A 12,885-nucleotide genomic window follows, 5' to 3' on the forward strand; every position below is an offset into this window, starting at 1 on the left:
GTCTCGGCCGCGTTACGCCGTCGTGCAGGCGCCGAGATCGTCCCAGGGGCCCCACTGGTCGGCGGTCCCGGGCTCCTGGGCCTGCACCCACCACTTCGCCCGCCAGGTGTGGCCCTTCCAGGTGACCTTCTCGCCGCCCGTGTAGATGGCGGCCGAGTCCCAGGTCGGCGAGGCGCACTGGTCCGGGTCACCCGGGTTGCCCGGGTCACCGGGGTTGCCCGAGCCGCCGATGTTCACGTCGATGCAGGCGTAGAACGCGTTGGCGGTGTCGGCGATGTTCCAGACCGCGAGCACCTTCTGCCGGCCGGTGAAGCCGCCGAAGTTCACCTGGTGACTGACGGTCGAGGGGGGCTGGGCGCCGCCGCCGTCGAACTGCGCCACCTTGGTGCCGCCGATGAAGTACTGCCAGTTGCTGGTGGCGTGACGGGCCGTGAAGTTCCAGGTGAAGGTGGTCGAGCTGCCGACATCGGTGGCGCGCCAGGGCTTGCTGTCGTCGTCGAGTTCGGCGAAGTCCGCGTTGCCGCCGCTGCAGCTGTGCAGGCCCTTCGGCCCCTCGACGCTCTGGGGCTCGTACTTGATGGGGCCGCAGTCGACGATTCCCGCGGCGCACTGGGCCTGGCGGCTCATGGGTGCGGAAACGTAGCCGTGCGCGCTGGCCGTGGCGGCCGGGAGGCTCACCGCGAGGAAGGGAGCGAGCCCTGCCCCGATCACGGCGGCCAGTCTTCGTTTCGTGTGCATGTCAACTCCTTCGCTGGAGGACGTCGCCGAGCAGGGCGGTTGCGGTCGGCCCACACGCAACCCGTGCCGGTGCTGCTCGCACGGCCTCCTCGGTGGGGACAAGGTCGAGCCGAGGGGCACCCGAGGGCTGGATTCGTTGGTCTAGACCTTATCCGCTACTGGCATCCCGTCAAGAGGGTGGGACGGCCGCTGTCGACGCGAACCCGGCCGGACGGCCCGGTCTCCAGGCATGGCGAAGTCGGCGATCCCGCACGGCAGTTGAGTCCGCCGGGCGCGAAGAGCGCCTGGTGAGAGGGGCGGGTCGCGGGAGGTCGCGGACGTGGGCGTGCCCCGACCTCGGCGGTCCGGGTCGAGGCGTCGCCGCTATCCGTTCTACGGGCAGCCCGGGTCGTCCGGCAGGTGGTGCTTGGCCCAGTCGCCCAGTTCCCTCAGGGCGGGCTCCAGGGCGGCTCCCGCCCCGGTCAGCCGGTAGGAGACCCGCAGCGGCGGTCCCTCGTCGACCTCGCGCAGCACCAGTCCCGCGGCGCCGAGTTCGGCGAGCCGGTCGGAGAGCATGCGCTCACTGATGCCGGGGATGGCCCGGCGCAGGTCGGTGAAGTAGGCGGACTGCGCCTGCAGCACCGACAGGATCGGGCCGTTCCAGCGCTTTCCGAGCAGTTGGAAGACGCGCGTGATGCCGTCGTCCACGCGTTTGCACGCCGCCAGGTCATGGGTCTGCTCCGCCGCCATGCGCACATGGTACTACCCGGCTGTAGGGGGGTGAAAAAAAGTAAGTCCCTGTGCTAGAAATAGCGATGTACGAATCCTTAGCCCGTCGCCTGCGGGCTCGTTCTGTCTGGAGACAGCCATGGCCACCCTCCTCCACATCGACTCCTCCCTCTTCCCCGGTGAGGCGTCCTCCTCCCGCGCCGTGACGGACGCCTTTCGCCGGACGTGGCAGGAGCAGCACCCCGGCGGTGCGGTGATCTACCGGGACCTGGCGGTGGACCCCGTTCCGCACATCACCGCCGACGCCCACACCGCCGGCTTCGCCGATCCGGCCTCGCACACGCCGGGGCAGGCCGCGGCCTTCGCCGAGCGTGTGCGGCTGATAGAGGAACTGGAGCAGGCGGACGCGGTGCTCATCGGGGCGCCGATGTACAACTACACGATCCCCTCGACCCTCAAGGCGTGGCTGGACAACGTGATTCTGTTCGGCCGCACCGCGGGCGAGACCCCCTCCGCCAAGGGCACCCCGGTCACCGTCGTGGCCAGCCGCGGCGGCTCCTACGCCCCGGGCACCCCGCGCGAGTCGTACGAGTACGTCCAGAACTATCTGACGGCCGTCCTCGCCGACGCCCTCGCGCTCGATGTCGACTTCATCGTCCCGGAGCTGACCATGGCCCCGCAGAACCCGGCGATGTCGGAGCTGGTGCCGCTCTTCGAGGCCTCTCGCGAGCGTGCCCTCCAGGACGCGGCGACCAAGGCGAAGGCCCTCGCCGAGCGCCTCGCCGCGTAGGCGGCGACCGGCCGCGGCATGCGGCGTACGGCCACGGTGCGTCCCTGCGTGCACCGTGGCCGTTCGGCTGCCATCCACCACCCACCGTCCGCCGCGTCGTCGACGACGCCGTGCCCCGTCCTCCTGTCCCGCCGGGGGACACCACTGTGACGTGAGTCATACCCTGCGAATGGCCGGAGCTTGTCGATCCGGGCCGGCCCCGTTCGTCCAGGGATGAAGGCCGGCGAAGGGCGCCGGCACGAAAGAAAGGGGCACGTGATGCGTTACCTGTGTCTGCTGACCAAGGGCGCGGACGCGGTGGTGCCGGAGCCCGGCACGCCGGAGTTCACGGCGACGCTGGACGCGTTCGAGACCGCGAACCGGGCCATGGCCGATGCCGGGGTGCTGATCGAGCTCGGCCGGCTCCAGTCCGAGTCGTCGGCGACCACGGTCCGGGCATCGGGCGAGGAGACCGTCCTGACGGACGGGCCGTTCGCGGAGCTCAAGGAGGAGGTCTGCGGTTTCTACCTGCTCGAGTGCGCGGATCTGGACGAGGCGCTGCGGTGGGCGGCGACCATTCCGCTGGTCCGCGCCGGTGGAGCGGTGGAGGTGCGTCCGCTGATGGCGCAGGCCGGGCCGCGATGACACCGCGATGACGAGCGAACTCGAGCTCGTCTTCCGGCGGGAGTGGGGGCGCGCCGTCGCCGTGGTCACCCGTGTCACCGGGGACCTCGGTGCGGCGGAGGACGCCGTGCAGGAGGCGTTCACCGAGGCGCTGGAGCGCTGGTCGGCGGGGCCGCCGCCCGACGAGCCCCGGGCCTGGCTGATCACCGTGGCCAGGAACCGCGCACTCGACCAGCTGCGCCGGGAGGCCCGGCGCAACGAGAAGGAGGGCGAGGCCGTGCGGCTGCTCGGCGAGTCCGGACCTCCGCAGCCGACCGGCATGGTCGCCGACGACCGGCTCCGTCTCGTCTTCACCTGCTGCCACCCCGCACTGGAGCCCGGGGTGCGCATCGCGTTGACGCTGCGCACCCTGTGCGGGCTGACCACCGCCGAGATCGCCGCCATGTTCCTGGTGAGCGAGCCGGCCATGGCCCAGCGGCTGGTGCGGGCCAAACGCAAGATCCGTGACGCCGCGATCCCGTACCGGGTGCCCGAGGACCACGAACTGCCCGACCGGATGCCCGCGGTGCTGCGCGTGGTCTACCTCGTGTTCACCGAGGGGCACCGGGCCGGGGTCGGCGAACGCGTCGTCCGCGACGAACTGTGCGACGAGGCGATCCGGCTCGCCCGGCTGCTGACCCGACTGAGCCCCGACGACCCGGAGGCGCTGGGCCTGCTCGCGCTGCTCCTGCTCACCGACGCGCGCCGCGCGGCCAGGACCACCGCGGACGGTCGCGTCGTGCCGCTGGCGGAGCAGGACCGCGCGCTGTGGGACAGGCAGCGGACCGACGAAGGCGTCCGCGTGCTGGGCGCGGCGGTGGCGCGGCGGCGGCCGGGCCCGTACCAGTTGCAGGCCGCCATCGCCGCCTGCCACACGACGGCCCCGACCGCGGCGGACACCGACTGGACCCGGATCGCGGAGCTGTACGAGACACTCGCCCAGCACGATCCGTCCCCCGTGATCCACGCCAACCGCGCGGTCGCCGTGGCCAAGAGCCAGGGACCCGCCGCCGGACTCGCCGTGCTCGACCGGCTGACCGCCGACCGGCGCGTCCGCGGATGGCACCTGCTGCACGCCGCCCGGGCCGACCTGCTGCGTCGCCTCGGCCGCCGTGACGAGGCCGCCGACGCCTACCGAACGGCCCTCGCCCTCGACCCGCCACCCGCCGAGCGAGAGTTCCTGACGGCACGGCTCGACGAACTGGCGTGAGTCCTTCGCAGGTCCTCGCGGGCTCCGGGGTGGGGAATCTTACATAGGCGCTGACCTGGCGATGTCGTATTCTCCGGACATCGGACATGTCCGCTTATCGAGCACGACGGCCCAGTCTTCGGACGGGTCCGGCCACGGGCCACGGAAGGTGGAACCAATGAGCATGGATGCCGTATACGTCCGCGGTGTCACGGGAATCCAACTGCACCACGTCACGGACCTTCAGGACGCGGGTCGCTTCCTGAGCAATGCGGCGATGGCCATGCGGGCCGCCTTCGTGCGGACGGGCGACGAGCGGTACTCCGCCCTGCGCGCTCAGATGATCGAGCTGCTCTCCCAGGCGCGCGGCCTCGAGAACGAGGCGCGGACGAACCTGCAGGAACTGCACTCCTCCGACCCCGAGCGCTTCGTGCGCAGCCGCGAGGGCGAGGAACCGTGGCCCGACGAGATCCAGGCGGGCTTCGTTCCCCGGCACACCTGCCGGGACACCTGCCTCTACCACGACCACGAGGTGCTGGACGCCATCACGCAGTGCATCTGCGGCCGGCCGCCGTGCCGGGCGTGCGCCATCGCCGGGGAACCCGCGGCCTAGAGGGGGCGGTGAGGCCGCCGGAGCACCGAAGGCGCAGGTGACGGCCGCGGGAGAACAGGTCCTCACCCGGTGTCCGTGGGGCTCGGGTTGCGGAAGTCTCTGTTGAGGCGTTCCGTCGAAGTAGGGGAGTTCTCGGTGCCCGAGCGCGTCGGGGGACCGGAGGTGGCTGATGGCGGTGTACGAATACTCCTGCGCCTGTTGCGGCCGGTTCGAGGAACGGCTGGCCATGGGAAGCGCCCCCGGCACACGCGACTGTCCGACCTGCGGCGGCGACGCCAAGCGCGTCTACTCGCCGCCCGGCCTGGCCTTCACGCCGGCCTCCGTCGTCGCGTCGCGTGAGCGGGAGGAGCGGAGCCGCGAGGCGCCGGAGGTGGTCGTCCGCGGTGGGGCGCCGGCACCACGCGCGTCGCAGCCCCCTCATCCCGCCCTCGCACACCTGCCGCGGCCCTGAGTCGCCCCGAACGCCGCGGGATCGGCCCGGCACACATCACACCCGCTAGGAGGTGTGCGTCAGCATGGGCAACGTCGGACTGCTGTATGTGGGTTCCGTCCTCTATCTGAACGGGTTGATCCTCCTCGGCAAGGTCGACGCGAAGTCCGGGGGAGTGTTCAACCTCTTCGTCGGTGTCTTACAAGTGGTCACTCCGACGTATCTGGTCATGACCGCTCAGGGCGACACCCGTCAGATCCTGACGGCCTCGGGCCTCTACCTGTTCGGATTCACCTACCTGTACGTGGGGATCGGCCTGCTCGCCGGGCTCGACACCAACGGCGTCGGCTACTTCTCCCTCTTCGTCGCCATCGCCGCGCTCGGCTACTCCTTCGCGAACTTCCATCTCGTCCGGGACCCTTCCTTCGGCGTCATCTGGCTCTACTGGGCCTTCCTCTGGTTCCTGTTCTTCCTGCTGCTCGGGCTCAAACGGGAGGCCCTGACCGCGTACACGGGATGGGTGACCACCATCGAGGGCTGGGTCACCGGCGCCATCCCGGGGTTCCTGCTGCTGGCCGGTTACTGGAAGCACACCACCGAGATCGCCATCGCGCTGGGGGTCTTCGCCGTGCTCGTCTTCGGGGGACTGTGGCCGCTCACCGGCCGGCGCGGCCCCGCGAGCCGGCCTCCGGACGCCGAGAACACCGCAGACGCGTACGGCGGCTGAACGCGGCCGAGGCCGTGTCACTGCCGCATGTCCGAGTCACTGCCGCCATGTCCGACAGCCGAGCCGCGGGCCGTCAGCACAGCCGAGCCGCGAGCCGTCACGAAAGGTAGCTGTCATGCCAGAAGTCATCTTCAGCGTCGACCAGTCCAAGTCCATGCGCGAGCAGAGGGTTCCCGGGCACAACAGGTGGCATCCGGACGTGCCGGCCGTCGCCATGGTCCGGCCGGGCGCCGAGTTCCGTCTGGAGACCCGGGACTGGACCGACGCCCAGATCGGCAACAACGACTCCGCCAACGACGTGCGGGATGTGGACCTCACCCACGCCCATATGCTCAGCGGGCCCATAGGCGTCGAAGGAGCCGAACCCGGCGACCTCCTCGTCGTGGACATCCTCGACATCGGCCCCGTCCCGCAGCAGGTCGGCGAGGCCCCGGGACAGGGGTGGGGCTACACCGGCATCTTCGCCAAGAACAACGCCGGCGGCTTCCTCACCGACTACTACCCGGACGCCTACAAGGCGATCTGGGACATGCACGGCCAGCAGGTGACGTCCCGTCATCTGCCCGGTGTCCGCTACACCGGCATCACCCACCCCGGGCTCATCGGCACCGCTCCTTCCGCGGACATGCTCGCCCGGTGGAACCGCCGCGAGCAGGCACTGATCGACACCGACCCCGACCGCGTCCCCCCGCTCGGCCTGCCACCGACCGCCGACCACGCGCTCGCCGGCCAAGCAACCGGACAGGAGGCCCAGCGCATCTGCGCGGAAGGCGCCCGTACCGTGCCCGGACGCGAGAACGGCGGCAACCAGGACATCAAGAACTTCACCCGAGGGGGCAGGGTCTTCTTCCCTGTCTACGCCAAGGACGCCAAGCTCTCGGCCGGCGACCTCCACTTCAGCCAGGGCGACGGGGAGATCACCTTCTGCGGCGCCATCGAGATGGGCGGCTTCATCGACCTCCACGTCGACCTGATCAAGGGCGGCATGGAGAAGTACGGCATCTCCACCAACCCGGTGTTCATGCCGGGCAACGTCGAGCCCCGGTACTCGGAGTTCATGAGCTTCGTCGGCGTCTCCGTGGACCACGACACCGACACCAACTACTACATGGACGCGACGCTGGCCTATCGCCGGGCCTGTCTCAACGCCATCGAGTACTTCAAGCGGTTCGGCTACTCCGGCGAGCAGGCCTATCTGATCCTCGGTTCCGCCCCCGTGGAGGGACGCATCAGCGGCATCGTCGACATCCCCAACGCCTGCTGCACCCTCTACGTCCCCACGGGGATCTTCGACTTCGACGTCCGCCCCACGGCGGACGGCCCGAAGACCGCCGACCGGGGCAAGTGCGCCGTGACGTCGGGCTGAGGATCGTGACGTCGGGCTGAGGACCCGGTCCGGTCAACCGCGGCGCCCGGCCGGCGCCGACGGCCCCTGACGGCCCGGCGTGGGGGTCGCGGGGGAGGGGCCGGTGGGTGTGCGCCCGCTCTTCGGCGGCGCGGTGGCCAGGCCGAACTGCGCCGCCTCGAGGGCGCCCGTGCCGGTGCCCGAGACACGGGTGGAGGCCACGGAGAGGTGGAGGTCGTTCGTGGTGGAGTAGCGGGTGTACCAGGTCTCGTCGATGCCGAGCCTGTCCAGGGCCGACTTCTGGGCCCGGGCGGGATCGGTGACGTACTGCCTGGCGAAGATCAGATGGTCGGTGTCGGTGAACGTGAAGTCGGCCCGGTCGTCGCCGTCCCGGTACATCCAGTGGACCTTGCCGTAGTAGTCCTTGGGGTAGCCGTCGTCGGGATGCGGCCGGGGCTCGGACTCCGTGGCCGTCACCGTCCTGGGGTCGAACGCCCCGACCAGACGCCGGCGGGACCTGGTGTCGTCGACGAGGAAGACCGGGACGACGGCGGAGTCGTACTCCGTGCGCAGACGGAGGTCGGAACCGATCACCGAGTACTGCCCGACGCTGCCGCGTGCCCAGCGCCAGTGCTCCACGGAGTACGGGAAGGGCCGGTTGCCCCAGGTGTGGTCGTGGTAGCCGCGGCCAGTGAAGGGCCGCTTCCGTCCGCCGACGGTGACCGTCCCGGCGGCGCTTCCGGACGGCACCGCGCACAGCCAGCCGAAGTGGTCCTCCGTGTCGCCGAGGTAGACGATGCCGGTGCCCGGCCGGAACGGCGGCACCAGGCCGGTCAGCGTCAGGTCGACTCCGACGTCGCCCGACCGGCCCTTCATGCGGTACGTCTTCAGGTCGCCGGCGCAGGTGAAGGGGCCGAGCCGTATGTCGCAGCGGTCCTTGGCGGCCGCGAACTCGTTCCAGGCACAGGTGTGCACGCCCCCGTGAGTGGTGCCGTCGGGGTCGGTGACGGTGACGGTGGCCTTGGGCCTGCGGCCGGCCTCGCCCGGATCGGGGACGAAGCCGTCGTCGAGCCGGGTGCTCAGGGCGAAGGTCACGGTGGTGCCGTCGTCCCCGGTGAAGGCGGAGTGCCACCCCTCGAAGACGTTCGGATCGCCGTTGCCGGCTGCGGTGCGGAAACCGTCCTCCCAGGCCTCGACGACGTCGCGCCTCATGTTCACCCGGGCGTGGTCGGCGTTGCTGTGGCCGTAGGCGTTGGAGGTGAGATCGCCTGCGGCGCGGGGCCTGCCCGGCCCGGTCGAATCCGGCGCGGCCTCCGTCCGGGTGGGAGGTGTGCACGCCGCGACCATGAGGCCGGGCACGGCAACGATCAGTCCGGCGGTGGCCGCGTCGCGCAGGAACGCGCGCCGGGACGGAGCGGGACCTTCGAGCATGGGGCTGCCTTCACGGTGCGGAGGACTGCCTTCAGTCGACCGCTCGCCGTCGGGCGCCGCACTCCGGTGCGGTCGAACGAGTGACGCCGTCCCCCGGACGCCCTCCGGACGGTGTTGCATGAAAATGCGAACTGGTGCATAGTCTTGCTATGTCCAAGGTCCTCACTTCCCTCCCCGTCGGCGAGCGCGTCGGCATCGCCTTCTCCGGTGGTCTCGACACCTCGGTCGCCGTCGCCTGGATGCGTGACAAGGGCGCCGTCCCCTGCACGTACACCGCCGACATCGGCCAGTACGACGAGCCCGACATCGCCTCCGTGCCCGGGCGTGCCACGACGTACGGTGCCGAGATCGCCCGGCTCGTCGACTGCAGGGCCGCGCTGGTCGAGGAAGGGCTGGCGGCGCTCGCCTGCGGCGCGTTCCACATCAAGTCCGGCGGGCGGCCGTACTTCAACACCACCCCGCTGGGGCGCGCCGTGACCGGCACGCTGCTGGTCCGGGCGATGCTCGAGGACGGGGTGCAGATCTGGGGCGACGGCTCCACGTTCAAGGGCAACGACATCGAGCGGTTCTACCGGTACGGCCTGCTCGCCAACCCGCACCTGCGGATCTACAAGCCCTGGCTGGACGCCGACTTCGTGTCCGAGCTGGGCGGCCGCAAGGAGATGTCGGAGTGGCTGCTCGAGCACGGGCTGCCGTACCGGGACCCCACCGAGAAGGCGTACTCCACGGACGCCAACATCTGGGGCGCCACCCACGAGGCCAAGACCCTGGAGCACCTGGACACCGGTATCGAGACGGTCGACCCGATCATGGGCGTGCGGTTCTGGGACCCGGCGGTGGAGATCGCCACCGAGGACGTGACGATCGGCTTCGACCAGGGGCGCCCGGTCTCCGTCAACGGCAAGGAGTTCGCCACCCCGGTCGACCTCGTTCTGGAGGCCAACGCCATCGGCGGCCGGCACGGGCTCGGCATGTCCGACCAGATCGAGAACCGGATCATCGAGGCCAAGAGCCGCGGCATCTACGAGGCGCCCGGCATGGCCCTGCTGCACATCGCCTACGAGCGCCTGGTCAACGCCATCCACAACGAGGACACGGTGGCCGCCTACCACACCGAGGGCCGCCGCCTCGGCCGCCTCCTCTACGAGGGCCGCTGGCTGGACCCGCAGGCGCTGATGGTGCGCGAGTCGCTGCAGCGCTGGGTCGGCGCGGCGATCACCGGCGAGGTGACCCTGCGGCTGCGGCGCGGCGAGGACTACTCGGTCCTCGACACCCGGGGCCCGGCGCTCAGCTACCACCCGGACAAGCTCTCCATGGAGCGCACCGAGGACTCGGCCTTCGGTCCGGTGGACCGGATCGGCCAGCTCACCATGCGGAATCTGGACATCGCCGACTCCCGCGCGCGGCTGGAGCAGTACGCGGGCCTGGGCATGGTCGGCACCGGCCATCCCACCCCGATCGGCGCCGCGCAGGCGGCCTCGACCGGCCTGATCGGCGCCATGCCCGAGGGCGGCGCCGAAGTGATCGCCTCGCGCGGCGAGGCCGCGGACGAGGAGACGATGCTGGACCGCGCCGCGATGGAGTCCGGCACGGACTGACACCCGACGGGTCCCGGCCGTACGCCCCTGGGGCAGCAGCCCCCGGTGTGCGGCCGGGACCTCGCCGTCCCGCTCCGAACCCGCGCTCAGCCGTTCCGGCGCACTCCTCCGGGCGTCAGGGCACGGTCCTGAGGCCCGCGCCCGGTGGCCTGGTCGAGGAGAGCCAGGTGACGACGCGGCTGACGTCGGCGCTGGTGACGATGCCGACGACGCGGCCCTCCGCGAGCACCAGGGCCCGGCGGGCGGGGCTGGCGTCCAGGGTCGGCAGCAGCTGGTCCAGGGGGTCGTCGGGGCCGGCGGTCGGGATCTCAGCCAGGGGCACCATCACGGCCTCGAGCGAGGTCGAGCCCCGGTCCTCGACCGGCACCTGCCCTGCCCGCCGTACGGTCACCAGCCCCACCGGGGACCCCGCGTCGTCCGTGACGGGGAAGGCCGAGTGCCGATAGCGCCACGGCGGACTGCCGAGGAACTCCTCGACGGTCGTGCCGACGGCGGCGGTCACCGGATCCGGGGTCATCGCCTGCCGGACCGGTACCGAGCGCAGCAGCTCCCGGAGCCTGGCCTGGCTGCCCTCCAAGGTCGCCATGGCCACCATGAACCAGCCGATGAGCACCAGCCACAGGCCGCCCGAGAACCCACCGGCCAGGACCTCGTACAGGCCGACCGCCACCATGATCCAGCCCAGTACGCGTCCGGCCCCGCCGGCGACCTCGGTGGCGCGCAGCCGGCTGCCGGTACGCCACCACACCAGGGCGCGCAGCAGCCGCCCACCGTCCAGGGGCGCGGCGGGCAGCGCGTTGAACACCGCCAGCAGGATGTTGATGCCCGCGAGCCAGGCCAGTGCCTCCACCACCAGCACCGGGCCGTGCTGCACATGGGCCCACCAGGTGAACAGGGCGAAGACCCCGCCCAGCACGAGGCTCACCAGCGGTCCGACGCCCGCGATCCGCAGCTCCGCCGCCGGGGTGGGCGCCTCGCTGCGCAGCCGTGCCACCCCGCCGAGCAGCCACAGCGTGATCTCGTCGCCGCCGACCCCGTTGCGGCGGGCCACCAACACATGACTGATCTCGTGGGCCAGCAGGGACAGCAGGAACACCGCGGCCGTGACCAGCCCCGTCAGCCAGTAGGCCCAGAGCGCACCGCCCGGGTGGGCACGGGGCAAGCGCCCCTCGGCCAGCCCGAAGGCGATCAGCGTGAAGATGACCAGGACACTCCAGTGCACGCCGACGCGGATGCCCGCCACCCGGCCGAGCCAGAAGGTCGCGCCCACGGCCGACACCTCCTTCGTCGCCCGTGCACGGGTACCCGGCGCACGCCCCCGAACCCGACCGGAGGCCGTCGGCCGTCCCCTTGGTAACGGCCCGCCGTGCCGGGGCGCTCAGCGTTGCCGACGCGAGGCCACCGTGAACTGGGCGCCGTCCGGATCGCGCAGCACGGCCTCCTGCTCGCCCTCCTCCAGGATGCTGCCGCCGTGCTTCTCCGCGGCCCGGATGCACGGTTCCACGTCGGCCACCGTGAAGTGGACCTGCCAGTGCGGCCGGACCGAGGGGTCGGGCGGCATGTCCACCGCCCCCGACTCGATGCGCGCCACGACGTCGCCCTGGCTGCGCAGCAGCACCTGGTCCCGCGCGTACTCGACCTCGCAGCAGCCGGGCAGGCCCGATGCCCAGTCGAGGATCTCGCCGTAGAAGATGGCGGCTTCGAAGGCGTCACGGGTGTGCAGGCTGATGAACGTCAACGCCGCCTGCCGCCATGCCTCCCACTCGGTGACGAGTTTTCCCTGCCAGACCCCGAACGCCGCCCCGTCGCGGTCCGCGAGCAGCGCCGCCCTTCCCGGAGGGAGGGAGATGGGCCCCACGGCCGCGGTCGCGCCGCGCTCCCGGACGCGGGCCACGGCCACGTCCGCGTCGCTCACGGCGAAGTACGGCGTCCAGGCCACGGCCATCTGCCACATGCTGGCCACCCCGGCGATTCCCGCGACGGGCACCCCGTCCACCAGCGCGGTCCGGAAACGGTCGCCCAGTCTGGCGCCGCGCCACTGCCAGCCCAGGACGGCACTGTAGAAGTCCTGCGTGGCGGTGAGGTCGCGACTGGTCAGGCTCACCCAGCACGGCGCGCCGAACACGGAATCCGTGTAGACGACGTCCGCACCGTCGGAGGAGGAGTGTGTCGTGCCGTGGTTCATGGTCATCGCGCCCTGGTCTCGTGCACCAACAGCCACTGCTCTGACGTCAGTGTCCAACCTGAGTTCTGGTCCCGCACCTCGCTGCCCGCCGGCCTCGCCTCTGCCGGGGAACCGGCTCGATCCCACGCCCGCACGCCGGGGTCTCCTCAGGGGCGGACGGCGGATTTATGGTGGTCGTGAAAGGAAGCCGTCCGGTCATCGGGCCGGGTGGCGGGTCCGCTCTTCGCCGACCACGCTGTTCCTGCTCGCGGGGGCCGTCATGCAAGTGGAACTGATCCAACGGGCCGCCGACGTGATCTTCGACGTGCCGGACGTGGCGCACGAGGAGATCATCACGCTCATCGACGCCGTCGCCCAGGACACCGAGACCCAGGCACCGGAGCTGGCCGCGGCGTTCGGCGAGTGGTGCTGGCTGGTCTACACGATCCAGGGCGACGTGATCGAGGTGCTGGACGTCGGCTGCGCGCGCTGAGACCGAGCCGCTGCGGC

14 protein-coding genes are annotated in these 12,885 nt (G+C 71.3%); 9 read left to right on the top strand and 5 right to left on the bottom strand.

The window, feature by feature from the left end:
- Window positions 1-12: 12 nt before the first annotated feature.
- Both IE318_RS11285 and IE318_RS11290 read right to left on the bottom strand, forming a co-directional pair.
- The gene (locus IE318_RS11285) at window positions 13-738 is read right to left on the bottom strand and encodes a lytic polysaccharide monooxygenase (RefSeq protein WP_189899228.1); all 726 of its coding nucleotides are present in this window, start codon (window positions 736-738) and stop codon (window positions 13-15) included.
- Between the two features lie 372 nt (window positions 739-1,110).
- Complete coding sequence (locus tag IE318_RS11290) at window positions 1,111-1,467, bottom strand: winged helix-turn-helix transcriptional regulator (RefSeq protein ID WP_030177027.1); 357 nt, start codon at window positions 1,465-1,467, stop codon at window positions 1,111-1,113.
- A gap of 118 nt (window positions 1,468-1,585) precedes the next feature.
- Between IE318_RS11290 and IE318_RS11295 the strand changes: the two genes are divergently transcribed.
- The 7 genes from IE318_RS11295 to fmdA all read left to right on the top strand — a co-directional run bounded on the left by IE318_RS11295 (window position 1,586) and on the right by fmdA (window position 7,203).
- Window positions 1,586-2,236 carry an FMN-dependent NADH-azoreductase gene (locus tag IE318_RS11295; RefSeq protein WP_030177029.1) on the top strand — a complete coding sequence of 217 codons (651 nt, stop codon included), beginning with the start codon at window positions 1,586-1,588 and terminating at the stop codon, window positions 2,234-2,236.
- Between the two features lie 258 nt (window positions 2,237-2,494).
- Entirely contained in the window at window positions 2,495-2,860 is a 366-nt protein-coding gene (locus tag IE318_RS11300) for a YciI family protein (RefSeq protein WP_030177030.1), read from the top strand.
- A gap of 7 nt (window positions 2,861-2,867) precedes the next feature.
- On the top strand, window positions 2,868-4,088 hold the full coding sequence (locus tag IE318_RS11305; protein WP_189899230.1) for an RNA polymerase sigma factor: 1,221 nt from the start codon (window positions 2,868-2,870) through the stop codon (window positions 4,086-4,088).
- 157 nt (window positions 4,089-4,245) lie between these two features.
- On the top strand, window positions 4,246-4,680 hold the full coding sequence (locus IE318_RS11310; protein WP_229903455.1) for a hypothetical protein: 435 nt from the start codon (window positions 4,246-4,248) through the stop codon (window positions 4,678-4,680).
- Window positions 4,681-4,849: 169 nt separating this feature from the next.
- Window positions 4,850-5,131 (top strand): FmdB family zinc ribbon protein, encoded by a 282-nt coding sequence (locus tag IE318_RS11315; protein WP_189899232.1) that lies wholly within the window; start codon window positions 4,850-4,852, stop codon window positions 5,129-5,131.
- Between the two features lie 64 nt (window positions 5,132-5,195).
- A complete protein-coding gene (locus tag IE318_RS11320; RefSeq protein ID WP_189899234.1) occupies window positions 5,196-5,837 on the top strand; it encodes an AmiS/UreI family transporter in 642 nt (213 codons plus the stop codon).
- A 115-nt stretch (window positions 5,838-5,952) separates the two neighbouring features.
- Complete coding sequence (fmdA, locus tag IE318_RS11325; protein ID WP_189899236.1) at window positions 5,953-7,203, top strand: formamidase; 1,251 nt, start codon at window positions 5,953-5,955, stop codon at window positions 7,201-7,203.
- 33 nt (window positions 7,204-7,236) lie between these two features.
- Here the strand turns inward: fmdA and IE318_RS11330 are convergent, their stop codons facing one another.
- Window positions 7,237-8,613 (bottom strand): lipocalin-like domain-containing protein, encoded by a 1,377-nt coding sequence (locus tag IE318_RS11330; protein ID WP_189899238.1) that lies wholly within the window; start codon window positions 8,611-8,613, stop codon window positions 7,237-7,239.
- 149 nt (window positions 8,614-8,762) lie between these two features.
- Between IE318_RS11330 and argG the strand changes: the two genes are divergently transcribed.
- On the top strand, window positions 8,763-10,211 hold the full coding sequence (argG, locus tag IE318_RS11335) for an argininosuccinate synthase (protein WP_189899241.1): 1,449 nt from the start codon (window positions 8,763-8,765) through the stop codon (window positions 10,209-10,211).
- 115 nt (window positions 10,212-10,326) lie between these two features.
- Here argG and IE318_RS11340 read toward each other — a convergent pair whose 3' ends face one another.
- Entirely contained in the window at window positions 10,327-11,481 is a 1,155-nt protein-coding gene (locus tag IE318_RS11340) for a site-2 protease family protein (RefSeq protein WP_189899243.1), read from the bottom strand.
- Between the two features lie 108 nt (window positions 11,482-11,589).
- Entirely contained in the window at window positions 11,590-12,396 is an 807-nt protein-coding gene (locus tag IE318_RS11345) for a VOC family protein (RefSeq protein ID WP_189899457.1), read from the bottom strand.
- Between the two features lie 259 nt (window positions 12,397-12,655).
- Between IE318_RS11345 and IE318_RS11350 the strand changes: the two genes are divergently transcribed.
- On the top strand, window positions 12,656-12,868 hold the full coding sequence (locus IE318_RS11350; RefSeq protein WP_189899245.1) for a hypothetical protein: 213 nt from the start codon (window positions 12,656-12,658) through the stop codon (window positions 12,866-12,868).
- Window positions 12,869-12,885 lie beyond the last annotated feature (17 nt).

Origin of the sequence: Streptomyces spiralis (assembly GCF_014654675.1) — a bacterium.
In the GTDB taxonomy this organism is placed as follows: domain Bacteria; phylum Actinomycetota; class Actinomycetes; order Streptomycetales; family Streptomycetaceae; genus Streptomyces; species Streptomyces spiralis.

Bases quoted from the DNA above. Each gene is read 5' to 3' on its own strand.
- IE318_RS11290 (WP_030177027.1), bottom strand. From the start codon at position 1,467: ATGGCGGCGGAGCAGACCCATGACCTGGCGGCGTGCAAACGCGTGGAC.
- fmdA (WP_189899236.1), top strand. From the start codon at position 5,953: ATGCCAGAAGTCATCTTCAGCGTCGACCAGTCCAAGTCCATGCGCGAG.
- IE318_RS11350 (WP_189899245.1), top strand. From the start codon at position 12,656: ATGCAAGTGGAACTGATCCAACGGGCCGCCGACGTGATCTTCGACGTG.
- argG (WP_189899241.1), top strand. From the start codon at position 8,763: ATGTCCAAGGTCCTCACTTCCCTCCCCGTCGGCGAGCGCGTCGGCATC.
- IE318_RS11295 (WP_030177029.1), top strand. From the start codon at position 1,586: ATGGCCACCCTCCTCCACATCGACTCCTCCCTCTTCCCCGGTGAGGCG.
- IE318_RS11305 (WP_189899230.1), top strand. From the start codon at position 2,868: ATGACGAGCGAACTCGAGCTCGTCTTCCGGCGGGAGTGGGGGCGCGCC.
- IE318_RS11320 (WP_189899234.1), top strand. From the start codon at position 5,196: ATGGGCAACGTCGGACTGCTGTATGTGGGTTCCGTCCTCTATCTGAAC.
- IE318_RS11345 (WP_189899457.1), bottom strand. From the start codon at position 12,396: ATGAACCACGGCACGACACACTCCTCCTCCGACGGTGCGGACGTCGTC.
- IE318_RS11285 (WP_189899228.1), bottom strand. From the start codon at position 738: ATGCACACGAAACGAAGACTGGCCGCCGTGATCGGGGCAGGGCTCGCT.
- IE318_RS11315 (WP_189899232.1), top strand. From the start codon at position 4,850: ATGGCGGTGTACGAATACTCCTGCGCCTGTTGCGGCCGGTTCGAGGAA.
- IE318_RS11330 (WP_189899238.1), bottom strand. From the start codon at position 8,613: ATGCTCGAAGGTCCCGCTCCGTCCCGGCGCGCGTTCCTGCGCGACGCG.
- IE318_RS11300 (WP_030177030.1), top strand. From the start codon at position 2,495: ATGCGTTACCTGTGTCTGCTGACCAAGGGCGCGGACGCGGTGGTGCCG.
- IE318_RS11310 (WP_229903455.1), top strand. From the start codon at position 4,246: ATGAGCATGGATGCCGTATACGTCCGCGGTGTCACGGGAATCCAACTG.